Annotated in this window: 21 protein-coding genes; 16 read left to right on the forward strand and 5 right to left on the reverse strand. The window is 66.9% G+C overall.

Annotated features, from left to right (window positions below):
* The first annotated feature begins 142 nt into the window (after positions 1–142).
* Both P7B02_RS03965 and P7B02_RS03970 read left to right on the forward strand, forming a co-directional pair.
* Positions 143–385 carry a type II toxin-antitoxin system Phd/YefM family antitoxin gene (locus P7B02_RS03965; protein ID WP_277785004.1) on the forward strand — a complete coding sequence of 81 codons (243 nt, stop codon included), beginning with the start codon at positions 143–145 and terminating at the stop codon, positions 383–385.
* Positions 385–810 carry a type II toxin-antitoxin system VapC family toxin gene (locus P7B02_RS03970; RefSeq protein WP_277785005.1) on the forward strand — a complete coding sequence of 142 codons (426 nt, stop codon included), beginning with the start codon at positions 385–387 and terminating at the stop codon, positions 808–810. The genes P7B02_RS03965 and P7B02_RS03970 overlap by 1 nt, the downstream gene beginning before the upstream one ends.
* A 137-nt stretch (positions 811–947) precedes the next feature.
* On the opposite strand, the gene P7B02_RS03975 is transcribed toward P7B02_RS03970, so the two are convergent.
* A complete protein-coding gene (locus tag P7B02_RS03975) occupies positions 948–1,973 on the reverse strand; it encodes a helix-turn-helix domain-containing protein (RefSeq protein WP_277785006.1) in 1,026 nt (341 codons plus the stop codon).
* A gap of 163 nt (positions 1,974–2,136) precedes the next feature.
* Here P7B02_RS03975 and P7B02_RS03980 point away from each other — a divergent pair, with 163 nt between their 5' ends.
* The 5 genes from P7B02_RS03980 to phoA all read left to right on the forward strand — a co-directional run bounded on the left by P7B02_RS03980 (position 2,137) and on the right by phoA (position 7,961).
* A complete protein-coding gene (locus tag P7B02_RS03980; protein WP_277785007.1) occupies positions 2,137–4,692 on the forward strand; it encodes a Calx-beta domain-containing protein in 2,556 nt (851 codons plus the stop codon).
* Positions 4,693–5,031: 339 nt separating this feature from the next.
* Positions 5,032–5,718 carry an alternative oxidase gene (locus P7B02_RS03985; RefSeq protein ID WP_277785008.1) on the forward strand — a complete coding sequence of 229 codons (687 nt, stop codon included), beginning with the start codon at positions 5,032–5,034 and terminating at the stop codon, positions 5,716–5,718.
* Between the two features lie 58 nt (positions 5,719–5,776).
* Positions 5,777–6,082, forward strand: coding sequence for a group III truncated hemoglobin (locus P7B02_RS03990; RefSeq protein WP_277785009.1), 306 nt, complete (start codon positions 5,777–5,779; stop codon positions 6,080–6,082).
* A 129-nt stretch (positions 6,083–6,211) separates the two neighbouring features.
* Positions 6,212–6,454, forward strand: coding sequence for a DUF1971 domain-containing protein (locus P7B02_RS03995; protein ID WP_277785010.1), 243 nt, complete (start codon positions 6,212–6,214; stop codon positions 6,452–6,454).
* Between the two features lie 106 nt (positions 6,455–6,560).
* Positions 6,561–7,961: an alkaline phosphatase gene (gene phoA / locus P7B02_RS04000; protein WP_277785011.1), complete on the forward strand. Its 1,401-nt coding sequence runs from the start codon at positions 6,561–6,563 to the stop codon at positions 7,959–7,961.
* A 14-nt stretch (positions 7,962–7,975) separates the two neighbouring features.
* Here the strand turns inward: phoA and P7B02_RS04005 are convergent, their stop codons facing one another.
* Positions 7,976–9,982 carry a phosphocholine-specific phospholipase C gene (locus P7B02_RS04005; RefSeq protein WP_277785012.1) on the reverse strand — a complete coding sequence of 669 codons (2,007 nt, stop codon included), beginning with the start codon at positions 9,980–9,982 and terminating at the stop codon, positions 7,976–7,978.
* Between the two features lie 144 nt (positions 9,983–10,126).
* Between P7B02_RS04005 and P7B02_RS04010 the strand changes: the two genes are divergently transcribed.
* Positions 10,127–10,429 (forward strand): hypothetical protein, encoded by a 303-nt coding sequence (locus P7B02_RS04010; protein WP_277785013.1) that lies wholly within the window; start codon positions 10,127–10,129, stop codon positions 10,427–10,429.
* Between the two features lie 5 nt (positions 10,430–10,434).
* Here the strand turns inward: P7B02_RS04010 and P7B02_RS04015 are convergent, their stop codons facing one another.
* On the reverse strand, positions 10,435–11,952 hold the full coding sequence (locus tag P7B02_RS04015) for an amidohydrolase family protein (protein WP_277785014.1): 1,518 nt from the start codon (positions 11,950–11,952) through the stop codon (positions 10,435–10,437).
* A 186-nt stretch (positions 11,953–12,138) separates the two neighbouring features.
* Between P7B02_RS04015 and P7B02_RS04020 the strand changes: the two genes are divergently transcribed.
* The 7 genes from P7B02_RS04020 (at position 12,139) to mnhG (ending at position 18,690) form a co-directional block, all read left to right on the forward strand.
* Positions 12,139–13,071 carry a hypothetical protein gene (locus P7B02_RS04020; RefSeq protein WP_277785015.1) on the forward strand — a complete coding sequence of 311 codons (933 nt, stop codon included), beginning with the start codon at positions 12,139–12,141 and terminating at the stop codon, positions 13,069–13,071.
* A gap of 108 nt (positions 13,072–13,179) precedes the next feature.
* Entirely contained in the window at positions 13,180–15,906 is a 2,727-nt protein-coding gene (mbhE, locus tag P7B02_RS04025; protein WP_277785016.1) for a hydrogen gas-evolving membrane-bound hydrogenase subunit E, read from the forward strand.
* A complete protein-coding gene (locus P7B02_RS04030) occupies positions 15,903–16,283 on the forward strand; it encodes a sodium:proton antiporter (RefSeq protein WP_277785017.1) in 381 nt (126 codons plus the stop codon). Before mbhE ends, P7B02_RS04030 begins: the two co-directional genes overlap by 4 nt.
* A complete protein-coding gene (locus P7B02_RS04035) occupies positions 16,276–17,745 on the forward strand; it encodes a proton-conducting transporter membrane subunit (RefSeq protein ID WP_277785018.1) in 1,470 nt (489 codons plus the stop codon). The genes P7B02_RS04030 and P7B02_RS04035 overlap by 8 nt, the downstream gene beginning before the upstream one ends.
* On the forward strand, positions 17,742–18,083 hold the full coding sequence (locus tag P7B02_RS04040; protein ID WP_277785019.1) for a Na+/H+ antiporter subunit E: 342 nt from the start codon (positions 17,742–17,744) through the stop codon (positions 18,081–18,083). The genes P7B02_RS04035 and P7B02_RS04040 overlap by 4 nt, the downstream gene beginning before the upstream one ends.
* Positions 18,080–18,349: a monovalent cation/H+ antiporter complex subunit F gene (locus P7B02_RS04045; protein WP_277785020.1), complete on the forward strand. Its 270-nt coding sequence runs from the start codon at positions 18,080–18,082 to the stop codon at positions 18,347–18,349. The genes P7B02_RS04040 and P7B02_RS04045 overlap by 4 nt, the downstream gene beginning before the upstream one ends.
* Positions 18,346–18,690, forward strand: coding sequence for a monovalent cation/H(+) antiporter subunit G (gene mnhG / locus P7B02_RS04050; protein WP_277785021.1), 345 nt, complete (start codon positions 18,346–18,348; stop codon positions 18,688–18,690). Before P7B02_RS04045 ends, mnhG begins: the two co-directional genes overlap by 4 nt.
* 13 nt (positions 18,691–18,703) lie before the next feature.
* Here the strand turns inward: mnhG and P7B02_RS04055 are convergent, their stop codons facing one another.
* Together P7B02_RS04055 and P7B02_RS04060 are read right to left on the reverse strand one after the other, a co-directional pair.
* A complete protein-coding gene (locus P7B02_RS04055; protein WP_277785022.1) occupies positions 18,704–19,141 on the reverse strand; it encodes a hypothetical protein in 438 nt (145 codons plus the stop codon).
* Between the two features lie 40 nt (positions 19,142–19,181).
* On the reverse strand, positions 19,182–19,583 hold the full coding sequence (locus tag P7B02_RS04060) for a hypothetical protein (RefSeq protein WP_277785023.1): 402 nt from the start codon (positions 19,581–19,583) through the stop codon (positions 19,182–19,184).
* 460 nt (positions 19,584–20,043) lie between these two features.
* Between P7B02_RS04060 and P7B02_RS04065 the strand changes: the two genes are divergently transcribed.
* Positions 20,044–20,262, forward strand: coding sequence for a hypothetical protein (locus P7B02_RS04065; protein WP_277785024.1), 219 nt, complete (start codon positions 20,044–20,046; stop codon positions 20,260–20,262).
* The last annotated feature ends 115 nt before the right edge of the window (positions 20,263–20,377 follow it).

Consider the following 20,377-nt stretch of genomic DNA (forward strand, 5'->3'; position numbering starts at 1 on the left):
CGGCCCTTTGAACCCTTCGCCGGCTTCGCGGATCCACGCAACTTGGCGCCCCGCCTCCGAAGCGGTGCGCGGCATCCGGCAGTGGCTGGTGCGCAATGCTCATATCTGCTAAATGACCAACTAGATGGTCAGGAGCCGTGAGATGGACATGATCAGCCTGGCCCAGGCCAAGGCCCATCTGAGTGAGTTGGTGGACCGTGCTGAAGCGGGTGAAGCCATAGCGATCACCCGCCGCGGCAAGACCGTCGCGCGCCTTACAGCGGCTCCCAGCCCTCGCAAACCGGTCGATGCGATGGCCCTGAAAGCCCTGACAGCCTCCGCACCGGTGCAAGAGCAGGGCGCAGCCGAGTTCATACGCTTGATGCGCGATGATGATCGGTACTGATGCTGTACCTCGACACCTCGCTCATCATCGCTGCACTTTGCGCCGAACCGGCCACCCATCAAATTCAGACCTGGCTTGCCTCGCAAAAGCCCGATCAGTTGCTGATCAGCGATTGGACCGTCACCGAGGTGTCTTCAGCCTTGGCGCTTAAGGTTCGAACAGATCAGATCGATCTTGCGCATCGCGCCGCGGCGACTGCAGCCTTCAATTCACTCGTCGCCGAAAGCTTCACCGTAGTGGGCGTCTCGAAGACACAATTTCGGACCGCCGCGCGCTTTGTCGAGCAGCATAGCTTGGGGCTTAGAGCCGGCGATGCGCTGCATTTGGCGGTCGCCTTTGATCATGGCGCACGGGTGCAGACCCTAGACAGACGCATGGCTGACGCCGGCATGAGTTTGGGAATTCCTACCGAGTTGTTGGCCTGAAACGCGCAGCATCGTCGACGTGTCGCCCACCTGCTCGTCGATGCCTGTCACCCCGCCTCGTACGGGGCAGGGCTGATCGCCGAAGAACCATTCGTCTCGATCACCTCTTCTAGCCGTACGCGCGGCCAGGCCGCCTCCTATCGGAAATCCGAAAGCCAGCGATGGAAGGCGGCCATGCGGGTGTGGGCGTCCTTGTCGGTGATCTGCGCGTCGTCCGCCGGCGGCCGCGTGGGGATGAACAGGCCCGAACCGCGGATTTCGCTCGGCGCATAACCGAACTGGCGCCGGAACGCCCGGCTGAAATGCGCCTCGTTGGCGAAGCCGAAAGCGTCGGCCACATCGGCGATGCGGCGGCGCTCGTCCGGATCGGCCAGGGCCTGGTGAACCGCTGCCAGGCGTCGGGACTGGATGTAGCGCGCCACCCCGCCCTCCTCGTTGAAGAGGGCGTAGAGGGTCGAGCGCGAAATGCGCAGGCGAGCCTGCAGGGTCTCGGCCGACAGGTCCGGGTCGAGCAGCTCCGCCTCGATCAGGCGCCGGGCCTGCCGGCGAAGGGTGGCGTGCAAGGGCGCCGCCGCCCGCTCGTTGTTCTCGGCGCCGGGGGCGAGACAGGCTGCCAGCAGAGCCTGGGTCGCCGCCGCAGCCCGCGGCGCCTCCTCCAGGGTCATCTGATCGGCGGCGTCGGCGAGGGAGATCATGTAGTCGCCCAAAAGCCGGCCGAGCGCCCCGTCGACGGTGCGGCCATGCAGAGCGTCGGCGTTGTTCATCACCGCATCCATGGCGTCCCGGGACACGAACAGGCAGACGCAATCCATGGCGGCCGGCGGACGCACCAGCGCCTGCCCCATGTCCATGATCATGATCGGCGTGCGGTCCACCGGCCGGTTGTCGGCGCCGCGGATGAAATCGAAGCGCACCACATAGTAGTCCAGCTGGTCGGCCCGGATTTTCAACGGCGTGCGCTCATAGGCCAGGGCGTCCACCCGCGTGCCGCCGACGATCACCGGGCCCAGGTGAGCGCTCAGCGCCTCGCCGGAGAAACGCTTCGGATCGTCCGGCGTGGCGGCGATGTCGAACATGGGCGCGATGGCCGACCGCCAGGCCTCCAGGCGCTCGCGCTCGTCAAAGTCGCCGGTTGAGAACTTCAACAGCGGAATGGTCGACATGGCCCGTCACTCCAAGCAGGACCGCCCCCTAGCGGTCGCGGATGGGGCCGTCAGCCCTCCACCCGACACTGCTGGACGTCAGGACAAATCTTTGGACGCCGGGTCAATCCCTTCTGTGCGCCTGCACGCTAGAGGCGAACCTCAATCAAAAGGGGAGGCGGTCATGGCAGGGTTGTTTCAGTGGCAGGGCGGCAACGGAAACTGGTTCCAGATTTACCGCGGCCTGAGCAGGGACTTCGTTGCAGACGACTTCTACACCGCCCTCAGCCCGCTCGCCGGTCAGACCTTGCGGATCACCTATGACGCGTCGGCGGATACCGGGGAGGCTGCGTCCAGTCCGTATCGCGTCGAGCTGGCGTCCAGCCAACATGTCCTCCTGTCCGAACAGGGTTACAGCCTCGTGGGCCACCTGCCCGTGCGGTTCGACGCTTCGGCCTTCACCGCGGCGGTCAATCTCGCCTCGGGTCCCAGCGCGGACATCCTGATCGGCGGCTCTGCGGCGGACCGCCTGCGCGGCGGTTCGGGCGCCGACACCCTGACCGGCGGCGCCGGCGACGATGTCTTCGCCGGAACCCTGGCCGAGATGGCCGGTGATGTGATCAGCGACTTCGCGCCCGGGGACGTGCTGCAGATTTTTGACGCCGCCGGCCTGACGGCGGTGCTCGGCGACGGCAATGTGCTGACCATCGGCGGCGTCGACATCACACTGGACGCCGGCGCCGACTATAGCGGCTATGTCCTGCGCCAGGGCGATCTCTTCGGCTATCGCACGATCAGCTTCGCCTTGCCCTCGACCGCCATCGAAGCTGTCGACGCCGACAAGGACGAAGGCGGCGCCGCCGACCTCACCCCCTTCACGTTCCGCGTCACCCGCGACGGGCCGCTCGACGCGGCGGCCAGCGTCACCTGGACGGTGAGCGGCACGGGCTCCGACGCCGCTGACGCCGACGACTTCATCGCCGTGACCGGTCTCGTCGAATTCGAACCGGGTGAAGACAGCGTCGAGATCACCATCCAGGTGCGCGGCGACGACGAGCGCGAGCCGCACGAGAACTTCGTCGTCGCCCTCAGCGACCCGACCGGCGTGGCGCTCGGAACGCAGTCCGAGGCCTATGGCTGGGTGCGCAATGACGACGGCCCCAATCAGAGCGTCGCCATCGACCCCAACGCCATGTGGACCAGCCTCTATGGCGCCGAGGGGTGGATCGACGAGGGCCGGGAGATGTCGGTCGAGCTCACCCGTTCGGGCGACCTGCGCGAGGCGCTCGAGATCGACTGGTCGGTCGGGCCGGCGACCGCGGGCGCCTCGGCCGACGAGGACGACTTCGAAGACGGCGTCTGGCCGTCCGGCACGGCGCTGTTCGAGGCGGGCTCCTCCACGGCCATCGTGCGCTTCCACGTGCGCGGCGACGCGGATCATGAGCCGGACGAGCGCTTCATCTTCAGCATCGCCCCCGACCCGGCCAAGGCCGATTTCGACCCTGACGCCCTGACCATCGAGGGTCGCATCAACAACGATGACGCCACCTCCACGCCGGGGGTGTCGATCCGCAGCGACGCGCCGGCCCGGGCCGAAGGCGATGAGGGCGATGAGACGGTCTTCACCTTCACCGTGGAGCGGTCCGGCGATGACCTGTCGCAATGGACCTATGTGGACTGGACGCTTGCGCCGCGCGGCGCCCATCCCGCCGATCTCGATGACATGGTCGACGGCCAGGACTACGAGGGCTACCTGACCTTCGCTCCCGGCGAGACCACAAAAACCATCACGCTCATCGCCAAGGGCGACGCCGATCCCGAAGCCGACGAGACCTTCAGCATCATCATCACCGCCCGGGGCGCGCAGGTGGAGATCGATCGCGTGAACGGAACGATCCTCGACGACGACACCCCCGAGCCCGAGCCGGAGCCCCAACCGGAACCGGAGCCTGAACCCGAACCGGAACCGGAACCGTCGCTCACACCCGACCGCATCGAAAGCGGCTTCGACGCCGTCGCGGGACTTCAGCCGGGATCAACCAAAGGGGCGACCCCGAATCTGACCTTGCCGGACGGCTCGATCGTCGCCAATCCGCTCTATGCGGCGCAGCGGGCGCTCTTGGACCTGATCGCCCGGTTCGAGGCGGGTCTCGCCACGCGCGAGCAGGTTGTCGAGGGCGTCGTCGAGCTGGCCAGGCCCACCTCGGCGGTGGCGCTGCAGGCCTATCAGTTCTTCACGGGTCAGGCGCCGAGCCGGGCCGGTCTGTCCTGGCTGGTGGACAGTCCCGACAATCCCAACGACCTGACCGACGCCTATTACGCCCGCTTCAGCGAGGCGAACCGCTATTTGAACTTCGCGGTGAATCTCGGTGTCGAGGGCGAGGGCGCAGGCGCGTTCACCGCCAGCTATGGCGCACTGGATTTCGCGAGCGCCGTGCGCAAGGCCTATGACGTCGTCATCGGCCTGGACGAAGCCGGCGCCGGCGGCGTCGACGTTGAGGCGGCGCTGGCCTGGCTGACCAGCCAACAGGCCTACTTCGAAAGCTTCGCCGGCTCTGCGCTGGGCGGCAAGGCGGCCATGGTCGGCTACCTGATGTTCGCGGGCATGGAGGCCAGGGTCGGGCGCTACTATTCAGCCACGCACGACTGGCTGGAAGGTGCGTTCGACGGCGAAGGAGCCTACGGCGCCCCCCTGCTGGGCGCCGCGCAGAGCCTCCCCGCCGGACCGGACCTGATCTAGGTCCGCCGATGCGCAGCTTTCGGCATGTGCTCTCAAGCCTGGTCTGCCGGCATGTCTGGCGCCCCAGCCTGTCGTGGCCCGGCGTGATGGTCTGCCGGCGCTGCGGCAAGCGCATTCACCTGGACGGCTGATCGCCGGCGGCGGCATGCCCACAAGCTGCACCGTTGAGACAATCTCCGCCTGACCGATCCGAGGCCGGGCGGGTCTGTGCGGCTTCGGGGGGAGGGTCGTTCTGTGGAAACTACGTAGTGGCAACCCACAAATATCGCGGCTGTGCGCTCGGGGATATCAAACCGTCATCCGGCGAACCTGATCGCCGCACAGCACAAGGGGTCAGCCATGACCGCGCCTATCGTCGACATCGTCCACCATAACCCCAAGGGGATTTCGGACCGGATCGCCTACGGGTTCGTCAAGGCGCTGCGCTTTTGCGCCGACACCTTCTTCGCCAAGCGCTACGGCCACCGCGCCATCGTCCTGGAGACCGTGGCGGCTGTGCCCGGCATGGTCGGCGCCACGCTGACCCACCTGAAGTGCCTGCGCCGGATGGAGGACGACCGCGGCTGGATCAAGACGCTGATGGACGAGGCCGAGAACGAACGCATGCACCTGATGACCTTCATCGAGGTGGCCAAGCCGACCGCCTTCGAACGGTTCGTCGTCGTCGCCGTCCAGTGGGTCTTCTATCTGTTCTTCTTCGGCCTCTACCTGATCTCGGCCAAGACCGCCCACCGCGTGGTCGGCTACTTCGAGGAGGAGGCGGTGATCAGCTACACCCACTACCTGGCCGAGATTGACGAAGGCCGCAGCGAGAATGTCGCCGCGCCCGCCATCGCCAAGCAGTACTGGAGCCTCCCGGACAACGCGACGCTGCGCGACGTGGTCGAGGTTGTGCGCGCCGACGAGGCCCATCACCGCGACGTCAACCACGGCTTCGCCAATGAGATCGCGGGCCTGGAAGCCACGCCCATCGCCCCTTGCCCGCCGCACTGGGCCCTGGAGCCGATCTGGAAGAAGGCCGCCTAAGAGTGGCCCGCGCCTCGTCGCCCCGCACCGCCGGGGTGACGAGGATGCGCGTCAACACATGCACATGATCATGACCGCTCCCGCCCTTCAGCCGGATCCGGAAGATCAACTGCCGGCCCTGATGGAGCGCTTGTACGCGCGCGCTCGCGAAGACGAGGCTCTGGGGCCGGTGTTCAGCGGGGCTATCGAGGACTGGCCGCACCATCTGGGCGTGCCGGCCGATTTCTGGTCGTCGGTGATGCTGACCACCGGCCGCTTCAAGGGCAACCCGATGGCCGCCCGCTTCAAGCACGCCAAGCCGATCGAACGCAGATGTTCGAACGCTGGTTCGCCCTTTGGAAGCTCACCACGCAGGAGCCGTTGAACCCCGCCGCGGCCGCGCAATTGCAGGCCCGGGCGGAACGGATCGCCAACAGCCTTCGCATGCCCTTCAGTTCAAGGCGACCTTGACTGAACCTGCGGCGCCCGCTTCGCGCCCTTATCGAACACGCCAGTGTTCGACGCCGACACCTTGCCGGCCAGTCTTCGCGAGGCCCACAGCACGCGCGCAGGCGTCTGGGGAGTCATTCGCGTGCTGGAAGGCTGTGTGCGCTATCACATCGAAGGCAAGGATCACGATGTGATCCTGTCGCCTGGCACACCTGGACTGGTGACGCCGCAACAGCCCCACCACGTGGAGCCCGTCGGCCCGATGCGGATGCAGGTGGAGTTCTACGACCACCCGCCCGGGGGATGATGAGCGCCGACCGCGTCAGCAGAAGCCCCCGCAAGCAGAAAAACGCCGGTCGTCATCCGGCTGTCGCGCAACGCACGTAAAGCCGCCCAAACTCCGAGGCGGTATAATGTATCATTCGTGTTCGCGCGTTGCGCTGTTCGCTGCTCTCCTTGCCGCCGGTCTGATGGCGGCTTCGGGGTCTTCGGCGCAGTCCGTCGCGCCTGTCGTCGACCGGGCCGCCAAGGGCGATCTCAGCCAGCATGGCGGCGCGCGACGCACCACCTCCGAACACACGCAGCGGGCCCGCAACGTCATCCTGCTGATCGGCGACGGCATGGGCGACTCGGAGATCACCGTGGCGCGCAACTACGCCCGCGGCGCCGGCGGCTATTTTCCGGGCATCGACGCCCTGCCGATCAGCGGCCAGTACACCCACTACTCTCTCGACGCGGCCACCGGCAAACCGGTCTACGTGCCCGACTCCGCCGCCACGGCCACGGCCTGGGCCTCGGGTGTGAAGACCTACAACAGCGCCCTGGGCGTCGACATCCGCGGCCGCTCTCACGCCACGCTTCTGGAGCTCTCCAAGAAGGCGGGCCTGGCCACCGGCAATGTCTCGACCGCCGCGATCCAGGACGCCACGCCCGGCGCCCAATACGCCCACGTAGCCACCCGCGCCTGCTTCGGGCCGGCGGACGCCACGAAGAACTGCCCGGACCAAGCGCGCCAGAACGGCGGCGCAGGCTCGATCAGCGAGCAGCTCCTGGACGTGCGCCCCGATGTGAGCCTGGGCGGCGGCGCGGCTCCCTTCGCCGAAGCCGCCCTGGCCGGCGACTGGAAGGGCAAGACCCTCATCCACCAGGCCAAGGCGCGCGGCTTCCAGATCGTTGAAGACGCCGACAGCCTGGCCAAGGTGACGGCGGCCGATCAAAAAACGCCCGTACTGGGCCTCTTCTCGCCCGGCCACATGCCCGTGCGCTGGCTGGGCCCGACCGCCATCCGCCACGGAAATCGCGACGTGGCGCCAGTGACCTGCGCGCTCAATCCCGCGCGAACCGCACAGATCCCGACCCTGGCGGTCATGACCCGGAAGGCCATCGACCTGCTGAAGGACGATTCGACGGGCTTCTTCCTGCAGGTGGAGGGCGCGTCCATCGACAAGCAAGACCACGCGGCCAATCCCTGCGGCCAGATCGGCGAGACCGTCGACCTGGACGAAGCGGTGCAGGTGGCCCTGGCCTTCGCCAAGGACCGCACCGACACCCTGGTCATCGTCACCGCCGATCACGCCCACACCAGCCAGATCGTCAGCCCCGACGCAAACTCCCCCGGCCTGACCCTCAACCTGGTGACCAAGGACGGGGCGGTGATGGGCGTGAACTACGCCACCGCCGAGACCGGGTCGCAGAGCCACACGGGCACGCAGCTTCGCATCGCCGCTTTCGGCCCGAACGCCGAGCGGGTTCAGGGTCTGACCGACCAGACCGACCTGTTCTTCACGATCCGCGACGCCCTGGGGCTCAGGTAAGACCGCGCCGGCCCTTAGAGCGCCGGCGCTCTGCCGGCGAACTCGAACCGCGCGCCATCCAGCTCGACCGCCAGATCATAGCGATGGTTGGCGTCCGACCACGCTACCGGCAGGCGGGCGGTCTGGCGCAGGGGCGTCGTGCTCAAGCCTGTCGCACTGGTCAGGCGCACGCGGCCTTCACCGGCCAACGCCAGGAACCAGGCGCCGCCTTCACGCTCCAACCGCGCGCAGAACGCACTTTCGGAGGACCCCGCGAACCGTCGATGGAAGCCGTCCGGGCCCATGACCTGCAGGTCGAACCCGCCCGCCGCCGCCCACTCGCCCTTCAGCCTCTTGCCGCCCTCGACGGTATAGCGCCGGGGACCGGCTTCGAGGTTCGTCCGATCATAGACGTGGAACACCGCCGCCCTCGCCGCCTTGTTGACGAAGGTCAGCAAGACCGCGCCGTCCCGGCGCTCCATCTCGCATTCCAGATCGTAAGGGCTCGGGCAGGCCGGCTTGAACCCGGCCGCTTGAACCGGCATGACCGGGGTCCTCGGCGTCGGCGGGGTGGTGGTTTTGTCGCTCAGGGCGGCGGCGCGCTCGGCCTCGGCTTGGACCGACGGCAAGGGAACGGGCTTCGGATCGGCGCCCGTGAAGTCGAAGCAGGAGGTCAGGTCGCCGCAGACCGCTCGGCGCCAGGGGGAGATGTTGGGCTCGACGACATCGAAGCGGGCCTCCAGGAAGCGGATGACCGAGGTGTGGTCGAAGACCTCCGAACTGACCCGCCCGCCCCGACTCCAGGGCGAGACAACGTACATGGGCACACGCGGCCCAAGCCCGTAGGGCCGCCCGCGATAGGCGGGCAGATCCAGGCGGGCGTCATCCTTGCTGGCCCTGAGGTGATGCTCGCCGGTCAGATCGACCGTGGAGCCGCCCTGCAAGGCTCCGTCGGCGCCGCGCCCCGGGGGCGCGGGCGGCGGCACGTGGTCGAAGAAACCGTCGTTTTCGTCGAAGTTCACCAGCAGGACCGAGCGCGCCCAGACCTCCGGGTCGGCGGTGAGGGCGTCGATGACCCGGGCGGTGTAGGCCGCGCCCTGGGCGGGACTGGAGGGACCGGGATGCTCCGAGCCCGTTGCCGTGGCGATGACGTAGGAGACCTGCGGCAAGCGGCCGGCAAGCACATCCGCCTTCAGACCGTCGAGCGCCCGCGTGGTCAGTCCTCGCTGCGCCAATAGAGGATCAGAGCCGGGAGCGCCGGCGGCGGCCTTCTGGAAGCTCTCGAACCCGACCAGCGGGTTGTCGGTGAAGTTGTCCGCTAGGTCCTGATAGACGCGCCAGTCGACGCCCGCCGCCTGGAGGCGCTCCACATAGGTCGTCCAGCGATAGGGCGTCAGGGACTCGCCGGCCTTGGGCAGAGTGTCGTGGGAGTTGCCGATGCACGGGCCGCCGCGCTCGCCGCTCCCGTCGATCGTCCCCGACCACAGCATCACTCGGTTGGGATTGGTGCCCGTCTGCACCGAACAGAAATAGCCGTCGCAGAGTGTGAAGGCCTCGGCCAGGGCGTACTGAAAGGGGATGTCCTCACGGTCATAGTGTCCCATGGAGTGAGGCTGTTTGGCTTCCGGCCAGCGCCCCATGCGCCCCTCGTCCCATGCCGCCTGCGCGTCGGGCCAGCTGTGCGGCGTGCCTTCCACGCGCATGTGGGCGAAGGTCTGGCGCGTGTTGAGCGCGAAGGGCGCCAGCCACTCGGGACCGCCGCTCACCGCGTCGCGCTGCAGGAAGACGTTGCGCTCACGCCCCTCGACCGTCGGCGCCGGGGCGGGATGCGGATCGCCGTAGCCGCGCACGCCGGCCATGGTTCCGAAGTAGTGATCGAAGGAGCGGTTCTCCTGCATCAGGATGACCACGTGCTCGACGTCGCGGATCGTGCCGGTGCGCACGCGCGGCGCGATGGTCAGGGCGCGGGCGATGGACGGGAAAGCGGCCGCGGCGCCGAGGCCGGCGATCAGACCCCGCCTATGCATCTTGAACTCGGACATATGCACCCCCGCCCTCACCGCAAGCCGCGGTCATACAGGGCGTTTGTGACAGACCACCCAAGGTGAAAACCGGCTTTACATGGCAGCTTAACCATGAGCTCCTTGGCGACATAAAAACGACGATCGCTGTCCGGGGGGAAGCGAATGAGGTCATCAAACAAGCTGATGCTTGGCGTGCTCATGACGCTCGGCGTCCTTACCGCGCCCGCCTTCGCGCAGGCTCCGGCCGCCTTGAGCGACAACGCCCTTAGGCGGCAGATCATCGCCGACGGCATCGCCGCCTATCCGGCGCCATGTCCCTGTCCCTACAGCATCGGCCCCAGCGGAGGGCGCTGCGGAGCCAAGAGCGCCTACAGCCGTGGGGCTGTCTTCGCTCCACGCTGCTTCCCCGAAGACATCAGCAAGGCCGAGCTGACCCAGAAGCGCCAGATCAGCTATCAGCGCTGAACGGCTCAGACGAAGGTGATCGTCCGCGCCAGGGCGTGAATGCGCTCCTGGATCGCCTGCAGCTTTGCGTTCATGGCTTTCCAATCGACGCCGATCATGCGGCCGCCGCTCTTGCGCAGACGGCCCGCCACCCAGACGCTGTCGATGTCGGAGCGCGCCGCGTAGTTGACGATGCGGTCGGCCAGACTTCCGGCTGTCGGAAAGCCGGGTCGATCCGTAGCCAGCAACACCAGATCGGCGCGTTGCCCCACCGCGATCTTACCCGCCACGCCGCCCAGGTTGATGGCGTCGTAACCGGCGCGAGTGGCGATATCGAGCAGGTCGGCTGACGTGTAGTCGGCGACGATGGCGGCGCTCTCCTCGTGCTGGGCCATGGCGTAGTAGGACGCCCGGATGTGCTCGAAGAAGTCGCTGGTCATGGCCAGCGGCGCGTCTATGCCGATGCCCGTGCGCACGCCCGCCTTGCGGCCTCGCGCCATGGCCGGGTCGCGGCGCGCCTGCGCGTTGCGGGGGAAGGTCTCGGCCATGCAGGTGGCGCACAGCATGGCGCCGGTCTGGCGCATCAGGCCCAGCTCGTCATCGGACAAGCCGACGCCGTGGGAGCAGTGGACGTCATCGGCCAGGAGCCCGGCCTCGTGAAGATCGCGGATGCCCAGCCCCCGATGGCCGAAACGGCCGGCCGGATAGGGCGGAATACGGTTGGCGTGGAAGGTGATCAGCCTCACGCCCAGGCGGCGGCCCGGCTCGAACTCCTCGGTCCGCACCCGCTCGACGGGCTGTCCCTGCGAGCCGACGCTGAGCGCCATGCCAAGGTTCAGCAAGTCCGATGAGCCGCCGAACACCTCCGCGCGCAAGCGCCGCATGGCCTCCCAGTGAGAAGCGTCCGTGAACGCTGTCGCCTGCTTGCTGGCATGGGCGAGAGGGACCGTGTCGCCCGGGCCGTAGTCGATGGTGTGGCTGACCTGATGGGCGTACCAGCCGCTCACCCCCGAGGCTTTCAGCCCGCGCGCCGCGGCGAGGGTTCGGTCGGCGGTGTGGTGGCCATGAGCATGGTCGATGAGGGCGGTGACGCCGCTGTCGATGGCCTGCAGTCCGCCGTAATAGGCTATGAACTCATGATCCTGCGCCGTGGCGCAGGGCATCCATTTCATCTTCCAGGTCTGGTACTCGGCGCTGAACTGGCGATGGTTGGTCTTCACCACCCGGCCTGCCTCCACGCACTGCCAGATGTGACGGTGGCCGTCGGCCATGCCCGGCATCAGGACCATGCCCGAAGCCTCGACCACGTGAGCGCCGGCGACATTCAGCCCCTTGCCGATGGCGGCGATGCGTCCCTGGTCGATCAGAACATCGACACCGCTCAGTTCGCCCCGGGCGGGATCCATGGTCACCGCATCGACGTCGCGGATGAGCGTGCGGACCGGCGCCTTTGCGGCCGCCCCAAGCGCCGGCGCCGGAGAAGCGGCGACAGCACCCAGGGCGGTCATGGCGCGCAACAGCTGCTGCCGCGTCAGATGGGCCATGTCGATGCTCCTGAAGACAGATCACGAGCTTGGCCTTGGAAAGCGCCTCAGGACAAGCAACCCTCAGGGGAATTTCAGGCGGCGCCTTCACGCGCGACACCATGCCCGGCAAGGCTTGGCGGACTTTGACGCCTTGGGCTGCGCGCCCGAATGTGCATACTCACAACTATCGAGTGCCGAGTTCGAATGCGTATGGATCACGTTCGTCAGGCGCGGATCGCTCTTACCTGCCTTCGGTATGTGCGGGACGCCGCGTCCATCACCCGCGGCGAGCGTGACGCTCACGACGCCTTCATCCTGTCGACGATCTCGAATGTCAGCGCCGCCTTCCTGAACCAGGCCACGGAAAACGCCGTCCGGTTCGCCACCGCGGACTCGCCGCTTCCCGACGAAGTCTTGCGGCCGATCAGCATCAACGCTCTGGCGCAGTCTCTGGGCATGCCGTTCGAGACGGTGCGTCGTCGCGTGGGCGGCCTTCGACGCCAGGGCCTGATCGAGGCGTCGCCTGCCGGGGTGGTCATTCTTTCGAAGACCCTCGCCTCGCCAGCTCATACAGCCATGGTGGAGGCTCATTTCGAACGCGCCCAGCAATTCTATGAAGCGATGAAGACGTTGAACGCCCTGCCGCTGATTTCTGATGCGCCGCTTTCAGAAACTCCGCCGCCCGCGCCGCCGGTCCGCGCGGTGAGCAGGGCTGTCTCCGACTATTTCCTGCGCTTCGCCCAACCGATGATCGCGCTTTGCGGCAACCTGATCACCGCTGCGGTCCTGGCGGAGATCATTTTGGGCAACACCGAAGAGATGGACGATGCGGCGATCGCACGCTGGCTGGCCGACGCCGGGGCTTGCGGCCGGCCGGTCAAACTGGCCGAAGTCGCCGAACCCATCGGCTTTTCGCGCGAAACAGCGCGCCGTCACGCCAATCTGCTCGAAGAGCGCGGCCTGGTGACGCCAATCCGGCGAGGCTTCGTAGCGGTCGCCCCGCCACAGCTTCATGAAGCTTTGACCAATCTGGCGGACTCCAACCTGTCCGACGCCCGTCGTTTCTTCGCCACCATCCACCGCTTCGGCGTGCTCGCCCGTTGGGAAGCGGAGAGGCGCGACAGCGGCGGCTCCTGACCCACCCACCCAGACGACCGGCTCTGGATAATGCGTCCATTGGGCGACGCGCGCGTCTTCGGTTGAAGCTTGAGTGCATCCGATTGCGAGCTGAAGCATTGGGCTTTGATGTTCGCAATCTTGGCCGCCTCGCTGGCGGGCGCCTGTCTGATGCCGCTGCTTGCGCGCGTCATCGGCAGGGGCGCGGGGCTGATTATCGCGATGCTGCCTGCGGGCCTGTTGGCCGCCTTCGTGTCGATGGCGCCGATCGTCGAACGCGGCTGGGTGATGGGCCAGGGGCGCGCGTGGGCTCCGGCGCTTGGGCTGGATTTCACCCTGCGGCTCGACGGCTTCTCTTTTCTCTTCTGTCTGCTGGTGACCGGCATCGGCGCCCTGGTGATCATCTATTCAGACGGGTACCTGACCAACAAGACGCGCGCTGAACGCAGCCGCTTCTACACGCTGATCCTTTTTTTCCTCACCGCGATGCTGGGCTGCGTGCTGGCCGAGAACCTGCTGGTGATGCTGATGTTCTGGGAGGCCACCAGCGTCCTTTCCTTCCTGCTGGTGGGTTTTGACAGCCGCAGCCCAAGGTCGCGTCGCGCCGCCTTGATGGCGCTGCAGGTCACCGCCTTTGGCGGGCTGATGTTGCTGGCCGCCGTTCTCATGATCGGGGCCACGCTGGGGACCTACTCCATGGCCCAGGCGGTCAGCCAGGCGCCGGCCCTGGCGGCCAGCCCAATGGGAGCGCCGATCGTCGCCTGCCTGCTTATCGCCGCCTTCACCAAGTCGGCGCAGTTTCCATTCCACTTTTGGCTGCCCAACGCCATGCAGGCGCCGACGCCGGCTTCGGCCTACCTGCACTCGGCAACCATGGTGAAGCTTGGCGTCTATCTGCTCGCGCGCTTTGAGCCGGTGTTCGCCTCGGTCAGTTGGGGGCGGCCTGTGGTGATCTTCGTGGCCTGCCTGACCATGCTGGTGGCCGCGCTTCAGGCGCTCCGGGCCGAGAACTTCAAATCCGCACTGGCCTACTCCACCATCGCCTCCTTGGGCATTCTGGTGCTGCTAGTCGGGCTCGACGGTCCGGCGGCCACGGTGGCCATGGTCGGCTTCTTGCTGGCGCACGCACTCTACAAGGCCGCTCTTTTCTTCTGCGCCGGGTCGGTTTTGCACGCCACAGGCCACCACAATCTTCGCACGCTCGGCGGCCTCGCCCGCTTCTTGCCCCTGACCGCCGTCGCCTGTGCCGGCGCCAGCCTGTCCATGGCCGGCATCCCGCCCTTCATCGGATTCATCTCCAAGGAGTTTCTCTTCGAGGCGCAGCTGCAAAGCAGTTGGGAGCTGGCGCCGCTGGCGGTGGCGGTGCTTGTCAACGCCGCCATGGTCGGGGTGGCCGGCGTCATCACCCTTCGCCCCTTCTTCCTGGGCAAAGGCAAGGTGACCGAGGTCGAGCACGGCGAGACCTTCTGGCTGGTCGCCCCGCCGCTAGTGCTGGCCTTGGCGGGCCTGGCCATCAGCCTGGAGCCTGACTGGATCACCCGCGTGGCCCTTCGCCCGGCTGTGGCGGCCGTGTACGGCAAGGCGGTGGAGGTCGACATCTCCGTCTGGCACGGCGTGACCCCGATGCTCCTTTTGAGCGGCGTCGTGGTGACGATCGGCGCGCTCATCGTACGGTTCTGGCGGCAGATCCATGAGCGCCTGCGCGCGATCGAACGCTTTGATCTCTATGCTCTGGAGCGCCTATGGGACCATGCCCTCCAGGGCCTGGCGTCAGGATCGCGCGCTGCGACGCTGTGGATTCAGCACGGCGATCTTCGTCGCTACCTTGTCATGGTCCTGGTCGCGATGGCGGCGCTCATCGCCTGGTCAACGGCGGCTGTCGGTCAAAAACCTCAATGGCCGGCGATCGGCGAGCTGCGCGCTGCGCCAATCATCTGCGCACTGGTGGGTCTTGGCGGCGCGGTGGCCGCCACGCGCGCCAAGTCCCTGGTTGCGGCCTTGGTGGCCACAGGCCTCACGGGATTCGCACTCGCCATAACCTTCATGACCAACGGTGCGCCCGACCTGGCGCTCACCCAATTCACTGTGGAGACGCTGATTGTCGTGCTCCTGACTGCTGTTCTTCTGGCGGTGCCGCTGGCCAATCCGGTCACGCGCACGCGGCGCATGCAGATCACGGACGCCGCCATCGCTTCAAGCGTGGCCCTGCTGCTTTTCATCGCCGTTGTCGACATGGCCGCTCGCCCTCACGACGCTGCTGCGAGCGCCTTCTTCGGGGAGATGAGCTATGTGGCCGCCAAGGGCCACAACGTCGTCAATGTGATCCTGGTTGATTTCAGGGCGTTCGACACCTTGGGCGAGACCACCGTGATCGCCGTGGCGGCGATCCTGGCCCGATCGCTTCTGATGAGGCGGGGCCGCACGCACGACGTGGTCGCCGACCTGCCCGTGCATTTCTCTCTGCGGGCCGCCGGCCGGACTCTCGCCTGGCTCTTGCTGGCCGCCTCCGTGGTGATCCTTTGGCGCGGGCATGACAGGCCTGGCGGCGGATTTGTCGGCGGCCTTGTGGCCGCCCTGTCCTTCGCACTGATCGCCTTGGCGTACGGAGTCGATCGGGCCGAACGCGCCTTGCGTCTGCAGCCGCTCGCCGTCGTGGGCGTCGGCCTGCTTTGCGTCCTTCTCAGCGGGCTTGCGGGCCTGGCGGTCGGCGAACCCTATCTGACCCATCTTTGGTGGGAGCCCGCAGGTCTACCCAAGCTCGGCACGACCCTGATCTTCGACGTTGGGGTCTATCTGGTCGTTCTGGGATCCGTCTGCGCATTCCTCTTCGGACTGCAAAGGGAGGCGTCGCGATGACCGTCCTCTACGCCTTGGTCGGCGCGGCCATTGTCGGATGCGCGATCTTCATGATTCTCTCGCGCAATCTGGTGCGCATGCTTCTGGGCCTGTCGTTGCTGGCCACCGGCGCCAATCTTCTGCTGTTCATCGCCGGCCGCATCCGCACCGATCAGGCGCCGATCATCAAAGAGGGTGCAAAGGTGCTGGAGGACGCCGCCGACCCGGTCGTGCAGGCCCTGATCCTCACCGCCATCGTCATCGGCTTTGCGCTCACCATCATCATGGGCGTGCTCGTGCTTCGCGCCTGGCGGACCCAGGCGACGGTGGACGCACGCAAGCTTGAATCCGCTGAAGCGATGGGCGCCGCTCGCGCCAGGGACGGCGCCGATGAGTGACACCCTGTTGCTCATCGCGCCACTGATGATCCCCTTCCTGGGAGCGGCCTCGGCCTTGCTGTTGCGCTCACGCCCCGCCGCGGCGACGGCCATCGGCCTGATCGCCGCTGCGCTGACAGCTGCCGTCTCGACGGCGTTGCTGCTGCGGATTTTCCAAAGCGGTCCCCCGGCGATGAGCGTCTTTGGGGGATGGCCTCATGGATTTGGCGTGAGCTTTTCGGCGACGCTTCCGGGCGCGGCGCTCGTGTTCATCACAGGCCTAGTCGCGCTGGCCGCGGCGATCTACGCCCTTGGCGACATCGGCCCGCGGCGACGCCGGGCGGGATACGACGCCCTGATGCTGGCGATGATCGGCGCGGTGAACGGCGCGTTTCTCACCGAGGACCTCTTCAACCTCTATGTCTGGTTCGAGCTCGCCTTGCTCTCGGCGCTGGGTCTGCTCACGCTCGATCGGCGCGCCGCGCAGATCGACGGGGCGATCCGTTATGCCGCCTTCGCCATGCTAGCGGCGACCTTCATCCTGCTAGGCGTGGGGATGGTCTACGGGCTGACCGGAACCTTGCATATCGGCGCTGCCGCGAGCGCCCTGGCGAAGGCTCCGCCCAGCTTCGCTTCGGCGACGGCGGCCGCTCTGCTGCTGGGCGGGCTGATGCTGAAGTCCGGGCTGGTCCCGTTCCACCTTTGGCTTCCCGCTTCCTATCATACGGCGCCGATCACTGTGGCGGCCGTGTTCGCCGGCCTCCTCACCAAAATGGGGTTCTTCGCCCTTCTGATCGTGCTCGGCGGGGTCTTCGGCATAGGCTCCGGCGGCGTCGGAGCTGCTCAGCTTGTCCCTCTTCTGGGAGCCTTCGCCGCCGCCACGATGCTGATCTGCGTGACAGGCGCTCTGGCTCAGACCGACATGAGAAGGATGCTGGCCTACCACGTCATCGCCCAGGTCGGTTACATGATGGCGGCGCTGGCTCTGGCGACCCGCGACGGCCTGGCGGCGGCGGTGTTCTACATGATCCATTCGATCGTGGTGCAGGCCAATCTCTTCTTCGGCGCCGGCCTTATCCGCCGCGCCTGCGGCAGCTGGGACCTGACCCGAACCGGCGGCGTCGTCCGTAAGGAGCCGCTGCTCGCCTTGTTGTTGGCCGTGCCCATCCTGTCGCTTGCGGGAATACCGCCTTTCTCGGGCTTTTGGGCCAAGCTGATCGTCATCCGCGAAAGCTTCAGCGCCGGCATGGCTTGGCTTGGCGCAGTCGCCATACTGGCTGGCCTGCTCACGATCATATCCATGGCCAACTTCTGGTCCGACGCGTGCTGGCGGCAGGCGCGCACGCCGATGCGCCGCGTGCCGCGTTCCGGCCTTGCGGCCATGGCCCTTCTGTCGATCACGACCCTGATGATCGGCGTGGCTCCGCAGTGGCTCCTGAGCATCGCAAGGATGTCCGCTCGCATGATCGGAGACGCTTCATGAGGGCTTTGCGTCGACTGCGCGCCGTCTTGGTGCTGCTGGCGATTTTTCTGTGGGACCTTGTCGCCGCCTCGGTCGGCGTCGCGCTCATCGTACTGGCGCCGCGCATTCGGACACGCCCTGCGATCGTGGTCGTGCCCGTGACGGTCCAGCGCCCATGGGCGGTGGCGCTTTTCGCCTATTTCACCTCGCTGACCCCGGGCTCCACCTGCCTTCACGTCTCCGAAGATCGCCGGCGCCTCTATGTCCACGTGCTGGACAGCACTGATGCCGAGGCCTCTGCGACACGCTTCAAGCGGCTCTATGAGCGCTGGATTTCGGATTTGGAGCTTGGTGCATGACACCCTTGTTCACCGCGGCGCTCTCCATCGTCCTGGCGATCGCCCTCATCTTGGCTGCGTGGCGCATGGTCCGCGGGCCCAGCTTCGTCGACCGCTTCATCGCGCTGGACATGCTCACCGCCGTGGCGGTCAGTTTCGCGGCCCTGACGACCGTAGCCACCGGCTCCAGTGTTTTCCTGGATATCGGCCTGGGCGTAGCCCTGATCGCCTTCGTGGCGACCGCCGCCTTCGCTGTCTTCATTGAACGCAAGGGTCGCAAGCCATGATCTTCGTCGCAGCCGGCCTGATGACTCTGGGCGCCGCCTTCCTTCTGGTCGCCGCCATCGGGGTGATACGACTGCCCGATCCCCTGCAGCGCATGCATAGCGCCACCAAGGCCGGAACCGTCGGCGTGGCGCTGGTGCTCGGCGGCGCCATGCTCTTGGACGGCGGCCTTGGCGCGACGGCCGCCCTCACCATCATCTTCCTGCTGCTGACCTTGCCGATCGGCGCACAGCTCCTTGGAAGGGCCGCCTATGTGTCTGGGGTGAAGCTGCAGGGCCTGAGCCAGGACCCTTTGGCGCAGGAGCTGGAGAAAATCGACCATCCCCTCGAGCCCGGCTCCTGAGGGCGCCGATCGATCAGGAAGGAAGAGCTTTGAGGCCGACGGCTTCGCTGACGGGCGGGCGGCCTGGTGCGATCTGGCGACGAACTTCGATGAAGACCTCCAGCGCTTGGGCCGAAAGCTCGGGACTGACCAGATAGCTGTCGATGAGCCGCAGCAAGCTGGCCTTGGAGTCACGGCCGGCGGCCTGCGCCGCCTCGTCGTTATCATCGAACCACTGATCGATGGTCAGCCGCAGACGGTCGATCAGGCCGGTGATCCATCCACCCGCTTCTTCGGAGCCATCTGCACGCACCTGGGCGCTCAACGCCGCCAGGCGCTCGGCGCGTCGTGACAGGGCCGCTCTCAGAGCAGGTTGCTCCGCCACTCCCGCCGCCGCGCGGTGCACGCCAGCAGCGTCGGCCAAGGCGTCCGACAGCGCATTCAGCGCCGAATGGTCTTCGCGGTTCAACATCTTCCAGCCTTTCGTGACATCAAGTTTCCCGGCGCGCGCCCTAGTGAGAAGCGCCAGTCACATCGGCAGTCTCAATCCGCGCCAGGTCGACGATCGTGACGTCGCAGTGAAGCTTGGCTTCGACGCCGCGAAGGAAGCCGCGCCGCGCATGGCCTGCGTCTACGAGCACCTCCATGCGCCGGTCCGCCGGCGCGGCGCCGCTGATCTCGCGGATCAACCCGCGAAAGGGGATGATGCTGTTGACCAAGGTGCGGCCGCCGGCCTGCGCAAGCTTGGCCGCGCGGCTTTCTCGAAGCGCCTGCGCGCCGCCGATATCGGGGCCCAGCACCTCGTCCAGCGCCGCTCGTTCAGCATGGGCGGCATCGCAGCTGTCGAGCCCCTCCAGGCTGTAAGGCGCATCCAGGGCGCGCTGCAGGGCCGCCGGAATCTCGCGCTTGGTCATGCCCAGATCGCGCGCGGGCTGAGCGCCTACGGTCACCAAGGCCCGACCAAGCCCACCTTCTTGGACCGGGGCCGTCGGCTGGGACTTGTCCAGGGCGATGACCGGGCCGGCAGACAACAGGCTCGCAAGGAGCAAAGTGAGGATTGTGTTCGAAGGTCTCATCGTCGGTCGCCACATGATCGTGGTTCACCAACGACCCCTCGCCCCGACAGGTTCCTCGCAAAGCCCTTGCCGGCGCCTTTGCAGGTTTAGGCCTGCATCAAGCGCCATTTCATCGGCGAATTCCGCCACCTCGCTCAAACTGAGTAACCATGTTTTTGCATTCCCGCCCCGGTTGATCCAGCGTTCTGGCGGGGGCGTGCATGACAGCTGCGCGGGGCTTGCGATCCCAGTCCGCGCCGCGCGTCGGCCCGTGGGCGCTCCCAGCCTTTTATACGCAGGACATCGAAGAGAAGCGGCAATGCAGGCTCAAGCCTCATTCGCGTCCGGCCACGGCGCGAAACGCCCCGGCAAGGGGCCTCATCCAGCCATTCGCTGGATGTTCTTCTGGCTCCCGCGCAAGCGCGGCGGCAAGCCGTCGACATCGACCATGCGCAACCCACGCCTGGGGGCCGGCCCGTCCATGTCGGACTGGACGCAGGCCCTGACCACGCGCGATGCGGACATCGACAGGCACTGATTTTGGCAGGGCGCGTGCGTACACCCGGCATCGCCGACGCAGGCGGACAACCCTTTACCCGATAAGGCGTTGTGATAGCCGGCGGTTGACCCGCCGCCTGCCCGCGCCGCATAGC

Origin of the sequence: Caulobacter segnis (assembly GCF_029543125.1) — a bacterium.
Lineage (GTDB): Bacteria > Pseudomonadota > Alphaproteobacteria > Caulobacterales > Caulobacteraceae > Caulobacter > Caulobacter segnis_D.

Coding starts and splice junctions, on each gene's coding strand:
- P7B02_RS03965 (WP_277785004.1), top strand. CDS start 143: ATGGACATGATCAGCCTGGCCCAGGCCAAGGCCCATCTGAGTGAGTTG.
- P7B02_RS03970 (WP_277785005.1), top strand. CDS start 385: ATGCTGTACCTCGACACCTCGCTCATCATCGCTGCACTTTGCGCCGAA.
- P7B02_RS03975 (WP_277785006.1), bottom strand. CDS start 1,973: ATGTCGACCATTCCGCTGTTGAAGTTCTCAACCGGCGACTTTGACGAG.
- P7B02_RS03980 (WP_277785007.1), top strand. CDS start 2,137: ATGGCAGGGTTGTTTCAGTGGCAGGGCGGCAACGGAAACTGGTTCCAG.
- P7B02_RS03985 (WP_277785008.1), top strand. CDS start 5,032: ATGACCGCGCCTATCGTCGACATCGTCCACCATAACCCCAAGGGGATT.
- P7B02_RS03990 (WP_277785009.1), top strand. CDS start 5,777: ATGCACATGATCATGACCGCTCCCGCCCTTCAGCCGGATCCGGAAGAT.
- phoA (WP_277785011.1), top strand. CDS start 6,561: ATGTATCATTCGTGTTCGCGCGTTGCGCTGTTCGCTGCTCTCCTTGCC.
- P7B02_RS04005 (WP_277785012.1), bottom strand. CDS start 9,982: ATGTCCGAGTTCAAGATGCATAGGCGGGGTCTGATCGCCGGCCTCGGC.
- P7B02_RS04010 (WP_277785013.1), top strand. CDS start 10,127: ATGAGGTCATCAAACAAGCTGATGCTTGGCGTGCTCATGACGCTCGGC.
- P7B02_RS04015 (WP_277785014.1), bottom strand. CDS start 11,952: ATGGCCCATCTGACGCGGCAGCAGCTGTTGCGCGCCATGACCGCCCTG.
- P7B02_RS04020 (WP_277785015.1), top strand. CDS start 12,139: ATGCGTATGGATCACGTTCGTCAGGCGCGGATCGCTCTTACCTGCCTT.
- mbhE (WP_277785016.1), top strand. CDS start 13,180: ATGTTCGCAATCTTGGCCGCCTCGCTGGCGGGCGCCTGTCTGATGCCG.
- P7B02_RS04030 (WP_277785017.1), top strand. CDS start 15,903: ATGACCGTCCTCTACGCCTTGGTCGGCGCGGCCATTGTCGGATGCGCG.
- P7B02_RS04035 (WP_277785018.1), top strand. CDS start 16,276: ATGAGTGACACCCTGTTGCTCATCGCGCCACTGATGATCCCCTTCCTG.
- P7B02_RS04040 (WP_277785019.1), top strand. CDS start 17,742: ATGAGGGCTTTGCGTCGACTGCGCGCCGTCTTGGTGCTGCTGGCGATT.
- P7B02_RS04045 (WP_277785020.1), top strand. CDS start 18,080: ATGACACCCTTGTTCACCGCGGCGCTCTCCATCGTCCTGGCGATCGCC.
- mnhG (WP_277785021.1), top strand. CDS start 18,346: ATGATCTTCGTCGCAGCCGGCCTGATGACTCTGGGCGCCGCCTTCCTT.
- P7B02_RS04055 (WP_277785022.1), bottom strand. CDS start 19,141: ATGTTGAACCGCGAAGACCATTCGGCGCTGAATGCGCTGTCGGACGCC.
- P7B02_RS04060 (WP_277785023.1), bottom strand. CDS start 19,583: ATGACCAAGCGCGAGATTCCGGCGGCCCTGCAGCGCGCCCTGGATGCG.
- P7B02_RS04065 (WP_277785024.1), top strand. CDS start 20,044: ATGCAGGCTCAAGCCTCATTCGCGTCCGGCCACGGCGCGAAACGCCCC.